This window comes from Dietzia sp. IBK-p2-15D, assembly GCF_057773105.1.
Genome location: NZ_JBYMTK010000001.1, coordinates 187,974 through 206,993, shown reverse-complemented (window position 1 = coordinate 206,993; position 19,020 = coordinate 187,974). Strand labels below are relative to the sequence as shown.

20 protein-coding genes are annotated in these 19,020 nt (G+C 72.7%); 3 read left to right on the top strand and 17 right to left on the bottom strand.

What is annotated here, in order from left to right:
- The 8 genes from AC3DEV_RS00950 to AC3DEV_RS00915 form a co-directional block, all read right to left on the bottom strand.
- Positions 1 to 909, bottom strand: a complete 909-nt coding sequence (locus AC3DEV_RS00950; RefSeq protein WP_488371001.1) for a histidine phosphatase family protein — start codon at positions 907 to 909, stop codon at positions 1 to 3.
- Positions 906 to 2,216: a glutamate-1-semialdehyde 2,1-aminomutase gene (gene hemL, locus AC3DEV_RS00945; RefSeq protein ID WP_488371230.1), complete on the bottom strand. Its 1,311-nt coding sequence runs from the start codon at positions 2,214 to 2,216 to the stop codon at positions 906 to 908. Before hemL ends, AC3DEV_RS00950 begins: the two co-directional genes overlap by 4 nt.
- A gap of 84 nt (positions 2,217 to 2,300) precedes the next feature.
- On the bottom strand, positions 2,301 to 4,223 hold the full coding sequence (locus tag AC3DEV_RS00940) for an alpha/beta fold hydrolase (RefSeq protein ID WP_488371000.1): 1,923 nt from the start codon (positions 4,221 to 4,223) through the stop codon (positions 2,301 to 2,303).
- A 191-nt stretch (positions 4,224 to 4,414) separates the two neighbouring features.
- Positions 4,415 to 4,717, bottom strand: coding sequence for a hypothetical protein (locus AC3DEV_RS00935; RefSeq protein ID WP_488370999.1), 303 nt, complete (start codon positions 4,715 to 4,717; stop codon positions 4,415 to 4,417).
- The gene (locus tag AC3DEV_RS00930) at positions 4,714 to 5,235 is read right to left on the bottom strand and encodes a hypothetical protein (RefSeq protein WP_163376366.1); all 522 of its coding nucleotides are present in this window, start codon (positions 5,233 to 5,235) and stop codon (positions 4,714 to 4,716) included. The genes AC3DEV_RS00935 and AC3DEV_RS00930 overlap by 4 nt, the downstream gene beginning before the upstream one ends.
- Positions 5,222 to 5,878 carry a hypothetical protein gene (locus AC3DEV_RS00925; protein WP_488370998.1) on the bottom strand — a complete coding sequence of 219 codons (657 nt, stop codon included), beginning with the start codon at positions 5,876 to 5,878 and terminating at the stop codon, positions 5,222 to 5,224. The genes AC3DEV_RS00930 and AC3DEV_RS00925 overlap by 14 nt, the downstream gene beginning before the upstream one ends.
- Positions 5,875 to 6,915, bottom strand: coding sequence for a porphobilinogen synthase (gene hemB, locus AC3DEV_RS00920; RefSeq protein ID WP_308202022.1), 1,041 nt, complete (start codon positions 6,913 to 6,915; stop codon positions 5,875 to 5,877). The genes AC3DEV_RS00925 and hemB overlap by 4 nt, the downstream gene beginning before the upstream one ends.
- A 51-nt stretch (positions 6,916 to 6,966) precedes the next feature.
- Complete coding sequence (locus tag AC3DEV_RS00915; protein ID WP_488370997.1) at positions 6,967 to 7,614, bottom strand: maleylpyruvate isomerase family mycothiol-dependent enzyme; 648 nt, start codon at positions 7,612 to 7,614, stop codon at positions 6,967 to 6,969.
- Between the two features lie 92 nt (positions 7,615 to 7,706).
- Between AC3DEV_RS00915 and AC3DEV_RS00910 the strand changes: the two genes are divergently transcribed.
- Complete coding sequence (locus tag AC3DEV_RS00910; protein WP_341254428.1) at positions 7,707 to 8,159, top strand: MarR family winged helix-turn-helix transcriptional regulator; 453 nt, start codon at positions 7,707 to 7,709, stop codon at positions 8,157 to 8,159.
- Between the two features lie 76 nt (positions 8,160 to 8,235).
- On the opposite strand, the gene AC3DEV_RS00905 is transcribed toward AC3DEV_RS00910, so the two are convergent.
- From AC3DEV_RS00905 to AC3DEV_RS00895, 3 genes are all read right to left on the bottom strand, one after another.
- Positions 8,236 to 9,879: a bifunctional uroporphyrinogen-III C-methyltransferase/uroporphyrinogen-III synthase gene (locus tag AC3DEV_RS00905; RefSeq protein WP_488370996.1), complete on the bottom strand. Its 1,644-nt coding sequence runs from the start codon at positions 9,877 to 9,879 to the stop codon at positions 8,236 to 8,238.
- A gap of 62 nt (positions 9,880 to 9,941) precedes the next feature.
- Positions 9,942 to 10,958 carry a hydroxymethylbilane synthase gene (gene hemC, locus AC3DEV_RS00900; protein ID WP_335672811.1) on the bottom strand — a complete coding sequence of 339 codons (1,017 nt, stop codon included), beginning with the start codon at positions 10,956 to 10,958 and terminating at the stop codon, positions 9,942 to 9,944.
- Entirely contained in the window at positions 10,955 to 12,277 is a 1,323-nt protein-coding gene (locus AC3DEV_RS00895; protein ID WP_268092566.1) for a glutamyl-tRNA reductase, read from the bottom strand. The genes hemC and AC3DEV_RS00895 overlap by 4 nt, the downstream gene beginning before the upstream one ends.
- Positions 12,278 to 12,659: 382 nt before the next feature.
- On the opposite strand from AC3DEV_RS00895, the gene AC3DEV_RS00890 reads away from it, so the two are divergent.
- Positions 12,660 to 13,010, top strand: a complete 351-nt coding sequence (locus AC3DEV_RS00890) for an HNH endonuclease (protein ID WP_488371229.1) — start codon at positions 12,660 to 12,662, stop codon at positions 13,008 to 13,010.
- Between the two features lie 63 nt (positions 13,011 to 13,073).
- On the opposite strand, the gene AC3DEV_RS00885 is transcribed toward AC3DEV_RS00890, so the two are convergent.
- Positions 13,074 to 13,343 (bottom strand): glutaredoxin family protein, encoded by a 270-nt coding sequence (locus AC3DEV_RS00885; protein ID WP_488370995.1) that lies wholly within the window; start codon positions 13,341 to 13,343, stop codon positions 13,074 to 13,076.
- 73 nt (positions 13,344 to 13,416) lie between these two features.
- Here AC3DEV_RS00885 and AC3DEV_RS00880 point away from each other — a divergent pair, with 73 nt between their 5' ends.
- Positions 13,417 to 14,661, top strand: a complete 1,245-nt coding sequence (locus tag AC3DEV_RS00880) for an HAD family hydrolase (protein ID WP_488370994.1) — start codon at positions 13,417 to 13,419, stop codon at positions 14,659 to 14,661.
- A gap of 36 nt (positions 14,662 to 14,697) precedes the next feature.
- On the opposite strand, the gene AC3DEV_RS00875 is transcribed toward AC3DEV_RS00880, so the two are convergent.
- The 5 genes from AC3DEV_RS00875 to proC all read right to left on the bottom strand — a co-directional run bounded on the left by AC3DEV_RS00875 (position 14,698) and on the right by proC (position 18,879).
- Positions 14,698 to 15,831, bottom strand: coding sequence for a lysophospholipid acyltransferase family protein (locus tag AC3DEV_RS00875; protein WP_163376360.1), 1,134 nt, complete (start codon positions 15,829 to 15,831; stop codon positions 14,698 to 14,700).
- The gene (locus tag AC3DEV_RS00870) at positions 15,828 to 17,024 is read right to left on the bottom strand and encodes an NAD-dependent epimerase/dehydratase family protein (RefSeq protein ID WP_256821169.1); all 1,197 of its coding nucleotides are present in this window, start codon (positions 17,022 to 17,024) and stop codon (positions 15,828 to 15,830) included. The genes AC3DEV_RS00875 and AC3DEV_RS00870 overlap by 4 nt, the downstream gene beginning before the upstream one ends.
- Positions 17,025 to 17,247: 223 nt before the next feature.
- Positions 17,248 to 17,349 (bottom strand): 30S ribosomal protein bS22, encoded by a 102-nt coding sequence (locus AC3DEV_RS00865; RefSeq protein WP_003855542.1) that lies wholly within the window; start codon positions 17,347 to 17,349, stop codon positions 17,248 to 17,250.
- Positions 17,350 to 17,531: 182 nt separating this feature from the next.
- The gene (locus tag AC3DEV_RS00860; RefSeq protein WP_067718677.1) at positions 17,532 to 17,753 is read right to left on the bottom strand and encodes a helix-turn-helix domain-containing protein; all 222 of its coding nucleotides are present in this window, start codon (positions 17,751 to 17,753) and stop codon (positions 17,532 to 17,534) included.
- 283 nt (positions 17,754 to 18,036) lie between these two features.
- Positions 18,037 to 18,879 carry a pyrroline-5-carboxylate reductase gene (gene proC / locus AC3DEV_RS00855; protein ID WP_256821159.1) on the bottom strand — a complete coding sequence of 281 codons (843 nt, stop codon included), beginning with the start codon at positions 18,877 to 18,879 and terminating at the stop codon, positions 18,037 to 18,039.
- Positions 18,880 to 19,020 lie beyond the last annotated feature (141 nt).

The following is a 19,020-nucleotide window of genomic DNA, read 5'->3' as shown; positions in this document are numbered from 1 at the left end:
TCAGGCTCCAGTCTGCGACGGGTCGGACGCCCCCGCCGGTTCCGAGTAGACGATGTCGCGCAGCGTCGTACCCTCGAACACCAGCGAGGTGATCGAGGCCAGCGAGCACTGCCGCTTGCGCGGGTCGTGCCACAGGCGCCGCCCCTCGAGGAAGCGGCGCGTGGTGTAGACCGGCAGCTGGTGACTCACCAGCACGGCCTCGTGCCCGCGGGCGGTGTCGAGGGTGGAGTACACGGCGCCGATCATGCGGTGCGCGATCTGCAGGTAGGGCTCCCCCCACGACGGCCGCATCGGGTTGAGCAGGATCGGCCAGTACTGCGGGTCGCGCAGGGCGCCGCCGGGGCCGCCGACCTTGCGCCCCTCGAAGCGGTTGTCGGCTTCGATGATGTCGGCGTCGATCCCCACCGGGAGTCCCAGGGCCTCGGCGAGGGGGGCCGCGGTCTCCTGGGCACGCTGCAGCGGCGAGGCGACGATCGACACGATGTCGTGCCCCTGCCCCAGCACCCGGCCGACGGTCTCGGCCTGGCTCCGCCCCAGCTCGGACAGTCGGAACTCGGGCAGCCGCCCGTAGAGGATGCCCTCGGGATTGTGGACCTCACCGTGACGCACCAGGTGCACGATCGTCTGCGTCTCGCCGGCGCGAGCCGAGGTGTCGCGGGGGGTCGACGACGACGAGGTCGGCTGCCCCGGAGCGGCGATCGTCCCCGGCTCGGCCCCGTAGGCCGCGGACCCCTCCGGCTGCGACTCGAGGGGAGGCACAGCCGGGGCCGCGGTGGCCCCGGACCCGCCCAGCGACGGCGGCGCCACGGCGGGGGCGGGATGATCTCCCCGGAGGGGGATCGGCAGTGAGGTGGGTCCTGTCGACGGGACGGCGAGCCGCCCGCGCAGTCCTCGCCCGTTGCTGCTCATCGGCCCGTCTCCGGGGCGGACGCCGCGGCGGCCGCTTCCGCGGCCACCGGCAGTGCGTCGGAAATGTGCTGGAAGTCGTCGTCGGTGAGCGCGGTGGAGACGAACCAGGTCTCGAACGCGCTGGGCGGAGGGTAGATGCCGCGGTCGAGCAGCGTGTTGAAGAACGGCGCGTAGCGGAAGGTCTCGGCGGCCTTGGCCCCGGCGTAGTCGGTGACCTGATCCTCGGAGAAGAACACGCTGAGCATGGTGCCCGCCCGCTGGATGGTGTGCGCGACACCCGCGGCCTGCAGAGCGTTGCTGATCAGCGCCTCGAGCCGGTCGGCGTTGGTCTGCAGCGTGTAGTAGCAGGAGTGGTCGGCCAGCCGCAGGGAGGTCAGGCCCGCTGCCACGGCGACGGGGTTCCCGGACAGGGTGCCGGCCTGGTAGACGGGGCCGGCGGGGGCGAGGGCGGCCATGACGTCGGCGCGGCCACCGAACGCGGCGGCGGGCAGCCCTCCGGACATGACCTTGCCGAAGGTGGTCAGGTCGCCGGCGACACCGTCGATCCCCCACCAGCCGCGGTCCCCGGCGCGGAATCCGGTCATGACCTCGTCCATCACGAGCAGTGCCCCGTTGTCGGAGCACAGGGTGCGCAGTTCCTCGTTGAAGCCGGGCAGCGGCGGGACGGTGCCCATGTTGCCGGCGGCGGCCTCCGTGATCACGCAGGCGATCTCGTCGCCGTGGTTGGCGAAGACCAGCCTGACGGCGTCGGTGTCGTTGTACGGCAGGACGATCGTGTCGTGGGCGGTCGCGCCGGTGACGCCGGGCGAGTCCGGCAGCGCGAACGTGGCCAGGCCCGATCCGGCGTCGGCGAGCAGTGCGTCGACGTGTCCGTGGTAGCACCCGGAGAACTTGACGATCTTGGAGCGGCCGGTGAATCCGCGGGCCAGGCGCACGGCGCTCATGGTGGCCTCGGTGCCGGAGTTGACCAGGCGCACCTCGTCGACGGAGGTGCGGGCGACGATCTCGCGGGCGAGGTCGACCTCACCCTCGGTCGGGGTACCGAAGCTCAGTCCGCGGGTGGCGGCGTCGCGGACGGCGTCGACGATCTCGGGGTGGGCGTGCCCGTGGATCATGGGGCCCCAGGAGCAGACGAGGTCGATGTAGGTGTTGCCGTCGACGTCCGTCATGCGGGAACCCCGCGCTTCACGCATGAAACGCGGGGTTCCGCCGACGGAGTTGAAGGCACGGACCGGGGAGTTGACTCCGCCGGGGATCAGCACGCGGGCCTCGGCGAAGAGCTCGGCCGATCGGGTGGTGCCGGACATGCCGGACGGGGTCTTGAAGGCATCACTCGAAGAGGTCACCGGACCAGTGTCTCAAAGTCCGGCCGCGAGTACCCCCTCGCGGTCTCAGCCCTGCGGCGGAGCCGGCGGGGCGAGGGGGGCGAACAGCGACTTCGCGGCGGCGTCGACCTGTCCGGCGAAGTCGTGCACGGCCTTCTCCGCGTCGGCGACGGCCGTCTCCGCCTGCTGCTGCAGCTCCTGCGGCGTGGGCAGCGGTACGGGTGCGGGCGTCGGCGCGGCGACGGACCCCGAGGCGGGGGCGGGCGCGGCCGCGGAGCCGACCGCCGGGGCGCTGACGGACCCGGTCCCGGCCGCGTTCACGTCGCCGGTGCCGGCGTCGCGATGTGTGCCGTACCAGTCGTCAGCACCGTCGACGGGAGCGGACATGCCCTGCTGGGCGGCGGCGATGCGCTCGGCCTGGCCCCACTTCGGCAGGGGCTCCGGCGACGGCTTGCCCGCGACGTGGCCCGGCTCGGCGATCCCGGTCTCCAGGAACTCCATCACGAGCTTGTCGATGGCCTCGTTGCCCATGCGGAAGGTGCCGTGGTCGCCGCCACCGACGGTGACCAGTGCGCCACCCATGGCCTCGGCCACGCGGTGCGCGCCGGCGATGGGGGTGATGGCGTCGTCCTCGGAGTGCAGCACCAGCGGCTTCTCGTCGAGGGCGTCACCGTTGGGGCTGATGGTCTTGGCGACCGGCTGCCAGCCCACGCAGTCGTCGCCGGCGGCCTCGACGGCGGCGCGGGCGGTGAGGCGGTTGCCGCCGGTGTACTTGTCGGCCTTGGCCGCGATGACTCCCAGCTGGTCGGCCGGGGCAGCGGTCTCGTTGCAGGTGATGATCGAGTTCATCTCGATGTCGGTGCGGTACACCGGCGAGCGGTTCTCCTGCGCGGCCAGCATCAGGGCCACGGTCTCGTAGTCGGCACGCGCGATGGTGCCGCCGTCGTTGTAGTACTTGAGGACGTGGGCGAGCATCGGCCAGGCCTGCTCGGAGTAGGTGGCGCCGACCGTGGCGTCGTAGAGCCCGGTGGTGGCGTTGTTAGTCAGCCCCTGCAGCGCCGCGGCGCGGGCGAATCCCTCGACGCGTGCGCGGGCGGGGGCGGTCCCGTTGATCACGTCGAGCGCGGGCTTCTCGACGGCGCTGCCGCGGAGCTCCACGGGCAGGTCGCCGGTCTGCGCCGGCGGCGGGGTGAGGTTGGCGGGGCCGCCCACCTCCTGGTCGGTGACCCACTTCCAGGAGTGGAAGACCTTCAGCGGGGTGTCCCCGAGGCCGTAGTAGTCGTCGCGCTCGGCGATCCAGGCGAAGATGTCGTTGACCCGCTGCTCCTGGGCGAGCGCGCCCTGCTCTGCCTGTGTGTTCCAACGCCAGTCGGGGTGGGTGTTGGAGTCCAGCACCATGCGGCCGGTGGCCTCGGGGAACAGGGTGGCGAAGTCGGTGCCGATCGCGGTGCCGTAGGACACGCCCACGTAGTCGACCTCTGCGAGCTCGAGCGCCTCACGGACCGCGTTCATGTCGCGGGCGGCGTTCTCGGTGGTCATGGACTTCATGTACTCGGGGTCGGTTCCGTAGCACGCGTCGTGGAGCGGGTTGACCGTGTTCGGGCCCACATAGTCCACGTTGCAGACCATGGGGTTGGAGCCGTAGAGCCCGCGGGGCTGGACGGCCACGAGGTCGTGGTTCTCGTACAGGCCGGCCGGGTTGGCGCCGTCGAGGGCCGGGCTCCAGAAGTTCAGGGCGTAGTTGCCGGGCCCGCCGGGGTTGCCGAACACCGTGGAGCGCGCCTGACCGGAGGAGGCCTTGATGCGGGTGAGCGCGATCTGGGTCTTGGCGGCGTCCGGGGCGGTGTAGTCGACGGGGACCTCGACGGTTCCGCACTCGAGACCGGCGGGGACGTACTCGGCCTCGATGCCGAGCATCTCGGTACAGTCCTGCCATTCGACCTGGGCGGCCGAGGCCACTCCCGATCCCAGAAGTGCGATCGCTCCCACGACCGCGGTGGTGCCAACGAAAGTGCTGGAAGGCTGCACCGATCCCCGTTTCCCTGTGCTGTAGGCGTTACTCCGGCGAATCGGACGCATCGACTGCTCAATTTCACGAGCGTCACATGCGTCCGAACCGCCCCAAATGTAGCCTGTGGCCGACGCCACGACACACCGCCCCGGGCACACTCAGAAAACCGTCATCCGATCGTTACCGCGGCGTCCGCGTCGCCCGGAAAAGCCCTGGCAGAAGTAGATCTGTCAGGATCCGACCCGGGGGCGCGTCCGAGGACCGCGAGGGTGGTCAGGACCATCGTCAACCCCGCCAGGACCGTCGCGGCCAGGAGCAGCCGGGGATCGGTGTGGATGCGTTCGATGCTGCCCTCGACGGGCGGGTCGATGACCGGCGGCGCGCCCGTCACGATGTCCCTGGCGAACCACCACAGCACCACGGCGAGTACAGCGCAGGCGACCGCGGCCACGCCGAGGCGACGCGAGTTCACTCGGGTCCCGGCTCGCGCGGGAGACCGGCGACAGCGCCGGCCAGGGCGGCGTGCAGGGCCGCGGGGTTGCGGGACCAGGCGCGGACCTCGCCCCCGGTGTCGAGTCGCAGGCCCACGGCCGCCCGGCGGCGGGGCATCTCCCGCAGCTCGCCGAGGAGTCGGGCCGTCTCCCACGAGGCCTCGGAATCGTCGGCGGCGGGGAGGGGCAGCACCTCCTCGATCCGGCGCAGTTCGAGCTCCTCGGTGCCCTGGAGGTACACGTCTGGGGTCAGGCGGACGCGACCGTGGACGCGGGTGGCGCCGATCATCACGCCGTGGCAGAGGGCGGTCGCGATCGCGCAGACGGTGAGCATCAGCCAGTGCACCGGGGCGCCGGTGGCGAGCTCGAACCCTGCCGCGGCGGCGCAGAACGCGGGCGCCGCGAGGATCCAGGCCCAGCTCCAACCGTCCTCGGCGTACAGGATCGGTCCCTCGGGTTCGATTCCCGGCCGGGCGGCGGTGGGTTCACTTGCCGGCACGCGCGCCGCCTCCCGGGGTCGTGTACTGGATGGCCTCGGCCTTGTGCTGGCGCCACACGGCGGCTGCAGCGCACAGTCCGGCGAGGATCTGGAGTGCAATGACGACGAAGCTGATGACGTCTCCCCGCTCACCCGAGGTCGCGACTCCGCCGAACACACCGATCACCACGGACACGGCGTCGACGACGAGGAAGATGGCGACAATGTCGAGCATCGTGCGGGCCCACCCCTTGCCCGCTCGCAGCCGGAAGGCCAGCCACACGGTGACGGCGGCGACGATGAGCGCCAGCACCGCCCCGGCCGCCAGGGCGATGGAGAACATGCTCTCGACGGAGACGTCAGCGGACCCGGTGTTGGCGACCGCGTCGCGGAAGGCGTCCCGCGTGGCGGTGGGCAGGTCCCCGAAGCTGGCGGTCGCGGAATTGATCAGCATGCCGAGCAGTCCGAACGCGGCGGCGGCCAGCCACAGCACCCACGCGGTGTGGATCTCCTCCGGCGGCGGACCGGCCGGCTCGACGGGCGGGGCGATGCCGGGGTCGGTGGGCGGCTCGCCGGGCGCGGGGTTCCCACCCGCGGGGCCTCCCGCATCGGGGCCCGGTCCGGTCCGGGCGGGCGGGCGCCACGGCCCGCTGCCGCGGGTCACCGGGACCCCCACCCGTCGGCGAGGAGGCGCGCGGCGTGCAGGGCCCAGTAGGTCAGGACGATGTCCGCGCCCGCGCGGCGGATGGAGGTCAGCGATTCCATGACGGCCGGGTCGTGGTCGATCCAGCCGCGCTCGGCGGCGGCGGAGATCATCGCGTACTCGCCGGAGACCTGGTAGGCGGCCACCGGCACGTCGGAGATCTCGGCGGTCTGGCGCAGGACGTCGAGGTAGGACATGGCGGGCTTGACCATGACCATGTCGGCGCCCTCCTCGAGGTCGAGCTGCACCTCGCGCAGCGACTCGCGCAGGTTGGCCGGGTCCTGCTGGTAGGTGCGCCGGTCGCCGCGCAGGGACGAACCGACGGCCTCGCGGAACGGGCCGTAGAAGGCGCTGGCGTACTTGGCGCTGTAGGCCAACACCGCGACGTCCTGGTACCCCTCGCGGTCGAGGGCTTCGCGGATGGCGGCGATCTGGCCGTCCATCATCCCGCTGGGCCCCACGACGTGGGCTCCGGCGGCGGCCTGGGCGACGGCGAGGTCGTTGTATGCGGCGAGCGTGGCGTCGTTGTCGACGATCTGCTCGCCCCGCGGGTCGGTGCCGAGCACACCGCAGTGGCCGTGGTCGGTGAACTCGTCGAGGCAGGTGTCGGCCATGATCACGAGGTCGTCGCCGACCTCGGCGCGGACGGCGGACAGCGCGCGGTTGAGGATGCCGCCGGGGTCGGCGCCGCAGCTACCGGTGGCGTCCTTGTCCGCGTCGAGGGGCACGCCGAACAGCATGATGCCGCCCAGTCCCGCCTCGGCGGCGGCGACGGCCTCGCGCCGCAGCGAGTCGACGGTGTGCTGGACGACCCCGGGCAGCGACGAGATGTCGCGCGGGGCGTCGATCCCGTCGGCCACGAACGCGGGGAGCACCAGCTGTCGCGGGGCGAGCGTGGTCTCGGCGACGAGCCTGCGCATGGCCGGCGTCGAGCGGAGTCGACGCGGGCGCACCAGTGGCGCGGGAACGGACGTGGTCTCGTCAGGCGGTGTCGTCACGACCCCCACTGTACGAAAGTCGCCGGTGGTCGGGCGCGGCGCGGACCTTCGCTACGCCGCGACGCGGCCGCGCACGAGCTCGGCGCCCGGCCCGCCGAGGCGGTCGAGGTGCACTGTGCGGCCGGTGAGCGCCAGGAACAGGTCCCGCGTCGATCCGGTCACCTCGGGCCCGTCGCCGGCGGCCCAGGCGTGATCGTCGGCGACCATGCGCACCCCCTCGGTCGGCGGGGGGCGGAACACCTTGGCGTTACCCCGGCCGCCGTAGGACACGACTCGGTCGGCGGCCTCTGCGATCTCCTCGGCGGGGATCGGGATCTCGCGGCCCAGCGGGATGGTGATGTCCTGCGTGTGCCCCACCACGTCGATCAGCGCCTCGCGGCAGGTCAGGCCGGGGAACGGCCGGTGGTGTCCGATCATTCCGCGGAGGGCGGCGACGATCTGCTCGTCGGACATCCGTCGGGCCAGCGCGGCGGAGCCGTCGCGGATCATGCGGTTGGTGCTGCCCGGGTAGCGCAGGAACATCGGCACGAGGCGCCACCGCGGGAGCCCGGCGAGGGTGAGGTGCGCTGCGACCTCGCGGACGGTCCACGCCTCGCACAGCGAGGGCCGGTCCCAGTCGCCGGGCGGGAGCTCGTCGAGGCAGTCGGCGACCGCGCGGCGGCGCCGGTCGACGGCCGCCCAGACCTCGGTGTCGTCCATGACGACCCCTTCCTCCGGTGCGACCCGACCACCCGGGCCGCGACTAGTACCATGATAGGACTGTATTCGGTCGCCGGACCTGAGGAGTTGCCGTGGACCCCGAGACCCCGCCCGCCGGGCCGCCCGCGCCGACGAGCCTGCTCATGTGGCTGGGCTACCGCGCGGCGGAGGACCGGATCGCGGCGGCGCTGGACGCCGCCGGCTTCGGTGACATCACCCGCGCGCAGATCCGCCTGCTGGCGGGGATCGACGACGACGAGGGCACGCGACTCATCGTGTTGGCCGAGCGCGCCCGGATCGCCAAACAGACCGCGACCGCCCTGGTCGACAGGTTGGCGGCGGCGGGGTTCGTCCGGCGGGTGGCGGATCCGGATGACGGCCGGGCCCGGCTGGTCCGGCTCACGGCGCGGGGCCGGGAGCTCATCCCGGTCGCCCGGGCGGAAGAGCGACGCGTCGACGCCGAGTGGGAGGCACACCTCGGCGCAGAGCGGATGGCCGGGTTGCGGGCGGCGCTGGCCGAGCTCCGCGGGCTCGTCGACCCCTGAACACGCGCCTGCCCCGCGCGGCTGGTCGGCCGGGCGGGGCAGGCGGCGCTGGCGGTGCGGGTGGCGGGGCTGCGGCTCAGCGGCGCCGGGCGCGGCGGCGCGGGGGCGGCAGTTCGCCGGCCGCGCGCAGGTGGTCGGCGTGCGCGGCGAGGGCGTCGACCAGGTCGAGTACGGACGCGTTCTCGGGCTGGACGTCCACGCGCAGGCCGAACTCGGCGGCGGTCTCCGCGGTGCGCGGCCCGATGCAGGCGATGAGCGTGCGTGCGTGCGGCTTACCGGCGATGCCGACCAGGTTGCGGACGGTCGAGGAGCTGGTGAAGCACACGGCGTCGAACCCGCCGGTCTTGATCATCTCGCGGATCTCGGCGGCCGGCGGGGCGGCGCGGACGGTGCGGTACGCGGTGACGTCCTCGATCTCCCAGCCGCGGCCCGTGAGGCCCTCGGCGAGGGTCTCGGTGGCGATGTCGGCGCGCGGCAGCAGGACCCGGTTGACGGGGTCGAGCACGTCGTCGTAGGGCGGGAACACCTCGAGCAGGCCGAGGCTGGACTGCTCGCCGCTGGGCAGCAGCTCGGGCTGGATGCCCAGTTCGCGGACGCGGGCGGCGGTGCCCTCGCCGACGCAGGCGATCTTCACGCCCGAGAAGGCGCGGGCGTCGAGGCCGAACTCGACGAACTTCTCCCACACGGCGCGCACGGCGTTGGAGGAGGTGAACACGACCCACTGGTAGCGACCGTCGACGAGGCCCTTGACGGCGCGCTCCATCTGGGCGGGGCTGCGGGGCGGCTCGACGGCGATGGTGGGCACCTCGACGGGCACGGCGCCGTGCTCGGCGATGCGGTCGCTCATCTCGGCGGACTGCGCCTTGGTGCGGGGCACGAGCACGTTCCAGCCGAACATGGCGCGCGACTCCCACCACTGGTGGCGGTGACGCTCACCGGCGGACTTGCCAATGGTGACCACCAGGTCCCCGTCCATGTCGCGACCGACCTCGGCCATGGTGGCCAGGGTACCGTCGGCGGACTTCTGGGCACAGAGCGAACCGGAGCAGGTGACGGTCACCGGGGTGCCGGCGGCGAGGCCCTGCTCGGCGAGGCTGGAGGCGGCCTCGGCGAGGTGCCGGCCGGTGGTGCGCAGGACGATCGGGCCGGGCGAGCCGACGAGGGCGGCCCAGTCGACCTTGCCGCGGCCGTCGGCGAACACGTAGCCGGAACCGAGCGCGATGCCGGCGAAGGCGGGCACGGCGGTGGCCTCGGCGACGCCGGGGACGACCTCGAACGGCACGACGGTGCGGCCGACGGCGGCGATCTCGGTGACGGTGGCGTCGGTGGTCATGGGGTCGCCGGTGACGAGACGGACGACGTCGCGGCCCTTCTTGGCCTCGGCGACGAGCTGCTTGGCCACGGCGGCGGGCTCACCGAGCACGGGGCGGACGTCGGCGGCGGTGGGCGCGGGCAGGGCCTTGAGACGCTTGATCTCGGCCTTGTCCTCGGCGGCGACGGCGGCGTCCATCTCGGCCCGGCGCGCGTCGAGCAGTTCCTGCGGCACCGGGACCTCGGTGGCGACCAACGCCAGCACGTCGGCCGAGACGTCGGCGTCGGCGAACACCAGCGGGTTGCTGGTGAGGACCTCTTGGGCCCGGCAGGTGAGCATCCCCGCGTTGCCTGGACCGCCGCCGACGAAGCGGACGGTTCCGGGGCGGGTGGTGCGTGCTCGAGTCATTGTTCGTCTCTCCGTGGGGTGGGTGCCGCGCGCTGGCTGCGCGCGAGATGGGAGTTCGGGGATCAGGGGTCGGTGACGGTGGGTGGCGCCGTCGTGGATTCCCTCGGTACGAGTGGGGCGCGTTGCTCGGGCGATTCCCCGGCCATGAGGTCACGGGCGCCGCGGTCGAGCAGTTCGGCCGCGAGTCGGCGGCCCAGCTCGTCGGCGGCGGCGATCGGTCCGTCCGGGTGGTCTGCGGTGGCGGTGGTGCCGTGGGTGCGCAGGACGGTGGAGCCGTCGTGGGCGGCCGCCACCGCGTGCAGCGTCAGTTCGCCACCGCTGTCGAGTCCGGCGCCGTCGAGTTCGGCGCGCGCGCCGACGGGGGCTGTGCAGCCGGCCTCGAGGTCGCGCAGGAGCCTGCGCTCGGCGGTGATCCGGACCCGCGAGGGCAGGTGGTCGACGACGGTGAGGGCCTCGGCGGCCTCGGTGTCGTCGGCACGGCATTCGACGGCGAGGGCGCCCTGCGCGGGGGCGGGGAGCATCTCGTCGATGCCGAACCGGTGGGTGGCACGCTCTCCCACTCCGGTGCGGTCGAGGCCGGCCGCCGCCAGGACGACCGCGTCGAGATCGCCGCTGGTGACGTATCCCATCCGCGTGTCGATGTTCCCGCGCAGGGGGTGCAGGTCGAGGTCGGGGCGCAGGGCCGCGAGCTGGGAGCGCCGGCGCGGGGCCGAGGTCCCGACCCGGGCGCCCTCGGGCAGCGTGTCCATGGTGAGCCCGTCGCGGGCGATGAGCACGTCGGACGGGTCGACGCGCGGCGGCACGGCGATGGGGGCGAACCGGTCGTCGGGCGCGGTCGGCAGGTCCTTGTACGAGTGGACGGCGATGTCGCAGTCCCCGCGCTCGAGGGCGGCGCGCAGTTCGAGGGTGAACACGCCCACGCCGATGCGCTCGACCGGGGCCATCACCACGTCGCCGCGGGTCCGCACGATCACCAGTTCGGCCGGGTACCCGGCGGCGATGAGGGCGTCGCGGACGTGCCCGGCCTGGGTGGTGGCGAGGGTGCTGCCCCGCGTGCCCACCTTCAGGGTCCTGCTCATGACGCCTCCTCGCTTCTACCGTCCACGGTGTTGTCAAGGTCGAACAGTGTGCGTACGACCGCCGCGTAGTTCTCGCCGTCCGGTTGGGCGGCGAGTTCCCGGAACCGCACCGTGGGCGGGTGCAGAAGCTTGTCGACGACCCGGCGGACGGTGTTGGCGACCTCGTCGCGGACCTTCTCGTCCATGTCGGGCAGTCGGGACTCGAGCCGTCGCATCTCGGCCGCGACGACCTGCCCGCCGCGCCCGCGCAGCTGCCCGATGAGCGGCCCGACGCCGGCCATGCGCTCGGCCTGTGTGTACGCGGTGAGCTCGGCGTCGACGATCGTGCGGGCGGCGTCGGCGTCCGCGGCGGCGGCGGAGGTGGCGGGGTCGGCCTTGAGCGCCTCGATACCCAGGACGGTCACGCCGGGCAGGCCGGCGACGGCGGGGTCGACGTCGCGCGGCATGCCGAGGTCGCAGATGACGAGCGGGCCGCGGTCGCCGCGGCGGGCCAGCGCGGTGTGCACGTCGCCCAGGGTGACGACGGTGCCGACGGCCCCGGTGCAGGTGAAGAGGATGTCGGCGCGGGCGACGGCCTCGGCGAGCCCGTCGAGGGGGAAGGCCGTGGCCGGGGTGCCGGAGTCGCCGGCGATCTCGGCCAACCGGTCGGCGCGCTCCGGGGTGCGGTTGGTGATCTCGATGTGGGAGATCCCGCCGCGGCCGAGGTGGGCGACGGCCAGGCCGCCCATCGCGCCGGCCCCGAGCACGACCGCGCGGCGTCCGTCGAGACTGCGGCTGGCGCCGTCCGAGAGGATCTCCGCCGCGCGGTCCAGCGCGACGGACACGACCGACGCGCCGGCGGAGTCGATGCCGGTCTCGGTGTGCACACGCTTGCCCACGTGCAGCGCCTGCTGGGCGAGCCGGTGCAGGGTGGTGCCGGCCGCGCCGATCTCGGACGCCGACTGGTAGGCGGTGCGGATCTGGCCGATGATCTGCTGCTCGCCCACGACCATCGAGTCCAGCCCCGAGGCCACGGAGAACAGGTGCTCGGCGGCGGACTCGGAGTAGCGCACGTACAGGTGGCGGCTGAGTTCGTCGGCGCCCAGGCCGGAGTGGCGCGAGAGCAGGGTCACGACGTCGTCGAGCGCCGGGTGGAACGCGTCCACGGCGGAGTAGACCTCGACGCGGTTGCAGGTGGTGACGATCATCGCCTCGTCGACGTTCTCGCCGGCGATGAGTTCCTCGGTGAGCCCGTCACGCTCGGACTCGGAGACGGCGACCGCCTCGAGCAGTGACACCGGCGCACTGTGGTGGGACAGCCCCACCAGGAGAATGCTCACAACCGACCCCCGGACGCCAGGGCCTCGGGGGCCCATGCCAGAATGAATGCCAACTCGTCAACTCGGCGAGGAGACGGTCGGAGAACAGACGGGGCCCCGCAGGACGAACTCGCGGAACGCTGGTCCACAGTCGGTCGTCTCCCGTCGGTGTGCACGGCTGCGTACAAGGCGCTCCCATGCCGGAAACACCCTGCCGGGACGGCCGTGGCCTCAAGCCTGCGTACGACCCGTAACGGGCTCCACCGTAACCCGCCTGACACCCCGGGACAAAACCGTGACAGGGGCGGATGCTATATCCGGGCACCCTCCCGCGGGCGCCGTGAACAGCGCGGACCGCAGTACGGTGACATCCGTGCCCCCTCGCCGCAGGTCGTCGTCCACCATGTCCGCCGCGACCCGCGCCCGGTACGCGAAGCGTCGTCAGCGGCGTCTGTCCCGCGTCGACAACGACCTCACCGACCCGCAGTGGGCCCGGATCCTCGACGCGTGGAAAGCCTGCGCCTACTGCTCCGCGACTGGGCCCGCGCTGCAGAAGGACTGCGTCCAGCCCATCTCACGCGGCGGGCGCTACACCCTGGAGAACGTGGTCCCGGCCTGCGCGTCGTGCAACGCGAGCAAGCACAACAGCGAGGTCACCGGGTGGCTGCGGCGCAAGCAGCTCGACGAGGGCGCGTTCCTGCTCCGGCACGCGACCATCCTGCGAGACCTGCGCGACGCGCCGCAGGAGGGGTGACCGCCCACCGTCGCGGCCACCGCCGCGCGCACCCCCCGGCACCGCCCGCGCCCGTCGGCCGGTTCAGTCCCATCCCGGGAACGGGCCGGCCCCGGCGAGGGTGGTCAGCAGCTCGTCGTCGTCGACCTCCCAACACGAGTGCTCCGCGCCGTCGACCAACACCACCGGCAGGCGGTCGCCGTATTCGGCGGCGAGTTCGCGGTCCGCGGCGTGGTCGACGTCGGTCACCTCGAGCCGGGCGCCCGCACCCTCGCACAGTGGGATCAACTGGCCGTGGACGCGGACGCAGCTGCCGCAGCCCTCGCGGGTCAACAGGGTCACCGTGTGCACCATGGCTCGATAGTGCACCACCCCCTCGGGGCTGCCCTAGGATGGGGTCCCCGCGCCCTTCAGGAGGTCCCGCCCGGTGAACGACTCCCGCCCGGTGAACGACGACGCCGACGACAACGACGACGACAACGCGCCCACCCCCGGCGGCGAGGCCTCCGAGGACGCCGCCGAACCGGTGGAGTCCCACCGCTCCCGGTCCGGCCCGCGGCTTCCCGGTCGTGCCGATCTCGGCTCGGCTCTGGGTCGGCTGCTGTGGCGGCGCCGCGACGCGCGGATCCAGCGGCGCGCCGGTGAGGCCTCCGCCCAGCACGCCGTCAAACTCGAGCCCGGTGCCGAGCCCGGCCCGCCGCTGGCCGACTACGACCCCGCCGAGGGCGAGGGCGAGGGGTCCGGCGCGGGCGCGGGTGCCGGGACCGCCGTCGCCGACCGCCCCGCGGACGCCGTCGCGGAGCGTGCGGCAACCGACCGTGCCGCCGCCGACCGTGCCGCCGCCGAGACCGACGAGTCGCTCGAGCCGTTTGTGCCGGACCCGCAGGTCGCGGCGTTCTTCGACGTGGACAACACCCTCATCCAGGGCGCATCGATCATCCTGCTGGCCCGCGGGCTGGCCAAGCATCGCTTCTTCACCGCGCGCGACGTCGCCGGGTTGGCGTGGTCGCAGGCCAAGTTCCGGATCTCCGGGGAGGAGAACGCCGAGGACGTCGCCGCCGGCCGCGACAAGGCCCTGAGCTTCGTCAAGGGCCGCACCGTCGCCGAACTGACCGAACTGAGCGAGGAGGTCGTGGACACCTCGATGCTCGACCGCGTCTGGCCGGGCACGCGCTCGCTGGTGCAGATGCACCTGGACGCCGGGCAGCAGGTCTGGCTGGTCACCGCGACGCCGGTGATGCTGGCGCGCGTGATCGCCACCCGGCTGGGGTTGTCGGGGGCGTTGGGCACGGTCGCCGAGGAGGAATACGGCGTCTACACGGGCCGGCTCGTGGGCGACATCCTGCACGGGCCCGGCAAGGCGCACGCGATCTCCAAGCTCGCCGAGGCCGAGGGCTTCGACCTGACCAAGTGCTACGCGTACTCGGACAGCTTCAACGACATGCCGATGCTCACGATGGTGGGCAACCCGGTCGCCATCAACCCGGATTCCAAGCTGCGCAAGTACGCCTCGGAGAACGGCTGGAACATCAAGGACTTCCGCACCGTCCGCAAGGCCGCGAAGAAGGCGATGCCGGGCGTCCTCGCCGTCGGCGGGCTCGCGGGCGCCCGGGCGGCCGCGCGCTCGGACTACGCCAGCCGCGCGATGGACCGGGCACGCCGCATCTTCTGACGCGGGTCCGCGGCGGGGCGCTCCCCCGCCGCCGGCTCAGCCGAAGAAGACGCTGCCGCGGCGGGCGAGGTTGCGGAACAGCGTGTTCTGGATGGTCTCCCGGACCTGGTCGGTGATCTCGAAGACCACCATCGGGTCCTCTGCGGCGTCGGGCCCCAGGTGCGAGGTCTCGATCGGCTCGCCGAACTCGATCGTCCACTTGGTGGGCAGCGGGATGCCGCCGAGCGCGCCGAGGAGCGGGAACGCGGGCGTGACGGGCATGTACGGCAGGCCGAGCAGCCGCGCGAGCGCCGGGACCTCACCGATCTTGGGGTAGATCTCCTCGGAGCCGACCACCGAGCACGGGATGATCGGCGCACCCGCGGCCAGGGCGGTCGCCACGAACCCGCCGCGGCCGAAGCGCTGCAGACGGTAGCGGTCGGCGAACGGCTTGCCGAGCCCCTTGAAGCCCTCCGGCCACACGGCCACCACGTGACCGCTCTCCAGCAGGCGCTCGGCGTCGGCGGCACAGGCCAGGGTCGCCCCCGCCCGGCGGGCCAGCGGCGCGGACACCGGCAGCGACATGGCCAGGTCGGCGGCGAGCAGACGCAGGGCGCGTCCGGCGTGGTCGTGGACGGCGACGGTGGTCATCATCCCGTCGAGAGGCAGGACGCCGGCATGGTTGGAGACGATCAGCCCGGCGCCGTCGGCGGGGATGTTCTCGGCACCGATCACCTCGACCCGGAACCAGTGCTCGAACAGCGGCCGCCACAGGGGCAACCACACGTTGGTGTGGAAGTGCTCGTCGAACCCGAACTCGTCGACCTCGTACCCGCCGGTGACACGGGAGGCCAGGAGCTCGCCGGCGGCGTTGACGGCGTCCGCCAGGGTGGACAGGGCGCTGATGTCGCCGGTCGCGAGCATCGTGTCGACACCGCGGGTCAGTTCGCGGACTGGCGCCAGCACCTCGGCGTCGAGGGGCAGTGCGTCGACGACCTGCCCGAGCGAGCTGCGCAGGGAGGTGAGGAACCGGTCGACGATCCTGCCGAGCTCGGTGGCCGCGGCGTCGCTGCTGGTGGTCTCCCCGACGAAGCCCTCGCCGACCGCGCGGTCGCCGCGGGCGTCGCGTCGGCCCTCTCCCCAGCGGGGGCCGCCGAGTGGTTGGGACAGGTCGAATTCCGGGCCCTTCACGGCGCCCCCTCCTCGATCGGGTCGGGCTCGTTCGGTTCCGCCTCGTTCGGTTCCGGCACGCTCGGTTCCGGCAGGGCCCCTATCGACTCGAGCTCGCCGATGGTCGAGTTCACGCCCGCGCGCAGTCGGCTGGCCACCGGGCCGGGCAGTCTGCTGGCGATCTTGGCGGTCTTGCGCTCGAGTGCGGCGCGCGTGACGAGGGGCTCGGCCCCCGAGTCGACGAGGTAGGCGTGCAGCGCCTCCTCGGTGGTGTACCGGGGCGTGAACCCGAACCTGGTGCGCATCCGGGTGGTGTCCATGGTGCGGCCGTACCGCAGGTAGCGCAGCTGCGAGGGCCCGATGTCGCGCAGTCCCTGGCTGGAGAGCAACCGCGCCGCGAGTTTGAACGTCTGCGGCATCACCGGCAGCGGGATGTGGCCGGCGCGGCGGATGGCCTGCGTCAGGGTGAGGATGCCGTCGGCCGCGATGTTGTACGTCCCCGGGGGCGCGCCCGTCGCGGCGTGCAGCAGCGCATCGAGTGCGTCCTGCGGGTGCAGCAGCTGGATGCGCGGGTCGTATCCGGCCAGCACCGGTGCGACGGACGGCAGCAGCAGCTCCCCGACCACCGTGGGCTCGGGCAGCCCGAGGATGGCGGGGATGCGCAGGATCGTCACGTCGATGTCCGGACGCTTGCGGGACATCCCACGCACGTACCCCTCGACCGACAGGTGGTCGAGCGGGATGCCGCCACTGGGCTGACGCCGGGCGGCCATGTCCTCGGTGAACATCGCCGGGTCGACGCCCGAGGAGCCGTACACCGAGGTCGAGGAGATGAGCACGAATCGCTTGACCGTCGCGGCCCGCCCGCACGCGGCGATCACGTGCATGGAGCCCATGATGTTGGCCTCCTTGACGGCCGCGCGGCCGCCGGGGGCGAAGTCGGTGTGGTGCAGCCCGGCGTGCACGACCGTGTCGATGCCCGCCTCGCGCAGGATCCCCTGCAGGCGTGGGGACTGCGGGTCGAGGCGCACGAACTCGGCGTCGCGCATTCGTCGGCGGTGCTGCGGCGACGGCTTGACCGAGTCGATCGCCAGGACGCGCTCGACGGAGTCGTTGCGCAGCAGCATGCCGACCAGGTGGGCGCCGAGATACCGGCTGCCGCCCACGACCGCGACGGCGCGAGCCGGGCTACGGTCGGGCAGTTCGGTGTCCACCCGGCCGAGTCTAACTGCGGACCCCCCTGCCCATGTGCGCGGACCTCACAGCCCGCGCGATCCGGACGACGCCCCCCGCCCGAGTCGCTGCCCCGCCCAAGTCGCCGCCCCGCCCAAGTCGCCGCCCCGCCCCGCCCCGAAATACACCGATGCCCGCCACCACTGTCGGTGACGGGCATCTGCTACAGGCGTGAGTCCGGGCGCTACCGAGGCGCCGCCGGACTCACTTACCGAGTTTGCGACGCTGCACGCGGGTACGGCGGAGCATCTTGCGGTGCTTCTTCTTGGACATACGCTTGCGGCGCTTCTTGATCACAGAACCCATATCGGGGTCACCTACCTGTCGACTACTGGTCTGGGGCCTTACAGCCCGCGAAGGGCCTTGACTTGCGCTCCGGCGCCTGAGAGCGAGCTCGAAAGCCGGGACGGAACCCGTCCAGACTACCTCTCGCTCCCCGCGGCCACGAAAACGGGCCGGACACCGCCCCGCCGGGGCGGTTCAGTGCGTCAGCCCGCGGAGAAGTACGACGTGTCGAGGTACTCGTGCACGGCCTTGGAGTGGACCCGGAACGACCGCCCCACCCGCACGGCGGGCAGCTCACCCGAGTGCACGAGTCTGTAGACCGTCATCTTGGACACGCGCATCAGCGCGGCGACCTCGGCCACGGTGAGGAACTGCGAGCCCCCCGCCGCCTGTGCGCCGCTATCGGTCTTGTCGGTAGTCGCCATCGTCACAACCCTTCGTGGCACGCGTCGTGCCGCAGGCTTCCCCTCCTGCGGTACGGACACGCACGTGCTGGGTATGAGCCTAGCGTGAATGGTGTGATCAATGCGACGGGAGTGGGCGAATTACATCGACGACACGCCGCCCGATCCGCGCCTCACCCGCCCTGAACTGGGCTTGTGCTAAACGAGCGACCCGCCTGGTGGGTCACATCTCACCCGGCGGGTCGGTTCGGTACGCGCACACCCGGCCCGTTCGGTCGCGTCGGCGACGGGCCCGGGTGGCGGGTCAGTCGATCTCGTCGTCGTCGTCGCCATCGGTGGAGGCCAGTGCCAACGCCCGCGACCGCGACGCCGCCGCCTCGACCGCGTCCGCCACCGCCGAGCGCAGTCCCCCGGCCTCCAGCCTGCGGATCGCCGCCGCGGTGGTGCCGCCCGGGGAGCTGACGTTGTAGCGCAGTTCGGCGGGTCCCTCGCCACCGCCGGTGAGCATCGCGCCCGCGCCGAGCGCCGTGCCGGCCGCCAGCTTCAGCGCCACGTCGCGCGGCAGCCCGCGCTCCACGCCGGCGTCGACCATCGCCTCCGCCATGAGGAAGAAGTAGGCGGGGCCGGACCCGGACACCGCGGTCACCGCGTCCATCTGGGCCTCGGTGACGACGACGACGAGGCCCACGCTCTCCATGATCGTGGACACCTGCTCGAGATGCTCATCGCGCGCATAGCGGCCCTTGCAGAGCGCGGAGACGCCGTGCCCGACGAGCATCGCCGTGTTGGGCATGACCCGCACGACCGGCGAGCCGGCGCTGAGCTTGTTCTCCAGCACGGTCGTCGGCACGCCGGCCGCGAGCGAGACCACGATCGACTCGTGGACGCTGTCGGAGATGGCGTCGCCGATGCGGCCGACCACCGCCGGCACGTCCTGGGGCTTGACGGCAACCACGATCACGTCGGCGCCCTCGCAGCCGATGTCGAGGCTGGTGGACAGGATGTTGTACTTCTTGGCCAACTGGTCGGCGCGGGCCTCCACGGCCTCGATCACCACGATGTCCGACGGCTCGGTCCCGGCCTCACGGAGTCCCGCGATGAGGGCCTCGCCGATGCGTCCGCCACCGACCACTGCGATTCTCGTCATGCCCTTTACAGTGCCACACGCGTGTGCCGCCGCCCGCCGGCCGCGGGGGACGGGGCTGCCCGCTCGCGCCACCCATCGAATCGCGCCCGCCGCCACCGCCGCCTATTCGATGTCGCTCCACCTATCGCATCCGGTGGGTGG

Excerpts from the sequence above, each read along its gene's own strand:
- hemC (WP_335672811.1), bottom strand. The coding sequence starts at position 10,958 with ATGAGCAGGACCCTGAAGGTGGGCACGCGGGGCAGCACCCTCGCCACC.
- AC3DEV_RS00885 (WP_488370995.1), bottom strand. The coding sequence starts at position 13,343 with ATGGTGCACACGGTGACCCTGTTGACCCGCGAGGGCTGCGGCAGCTGC.
- proC (WP_256821159.1), bottom strand. The coding sequence starts at position 18,879 with ATGACGAGAATCGCAGTGGTCGGTGGCGGACGCATCGGCGAGGCCCTC.
- AC3DEV_RS00950 (WP_488371001.1), bottom strand. The coding sequence starts at position 909 with ATGAGCAGCAACGGGCGAGGACTGCGCGGGCGGCTCGCCGTCCCGTCG.
- hemL (WP_488371230.1), bottom strand. The coding sequence starts at position 2,216 with ATGTCCGGCACCACCCGATCGGCCGAGCTCTTCGCCGAGGCCCGCGTG.
- AC3DEV_RS00890 (WP_488371229.1), top strand. The coding sequence starts at position 12,660 with ATGTCCGCCGCGACCCGCGCCCGGTACGCGAAGCGTCGTCAGCGGCGT.
- AC3DEV_RS00915 (WP_488370997.1), bottom strand. The coding sequence starts at position 7,614 with ATGGACGACACCGAGGTCTGGGCGGCCGTCGACCGGCGCCGCCGCGCG.
- AC3DEV_RS00905 (WP_488370996.1), bottom strand. The coding sequence starts at position 9,879 with ATGACTCGAGCACGCACCACCCGCCCCGGAACCGTCCGCTTCGTCGGC.
- AC3DEV_RS00860 (WP_067718677.1), bottom strand. The coding sequence starts at position 17,753 with ATGGCGACTACCGACAAGACCGATAGCGGCGCACAGGCGGCGGGGGGC.
- AC3DEV_RS00865 (WP_003855542.1), bottom strand. The coding sequence starts at position 17,349 with ATGGGTTCTGTGATCAAGAAGCGCCGCAAGCGTATGTCCAAGAAGAAG.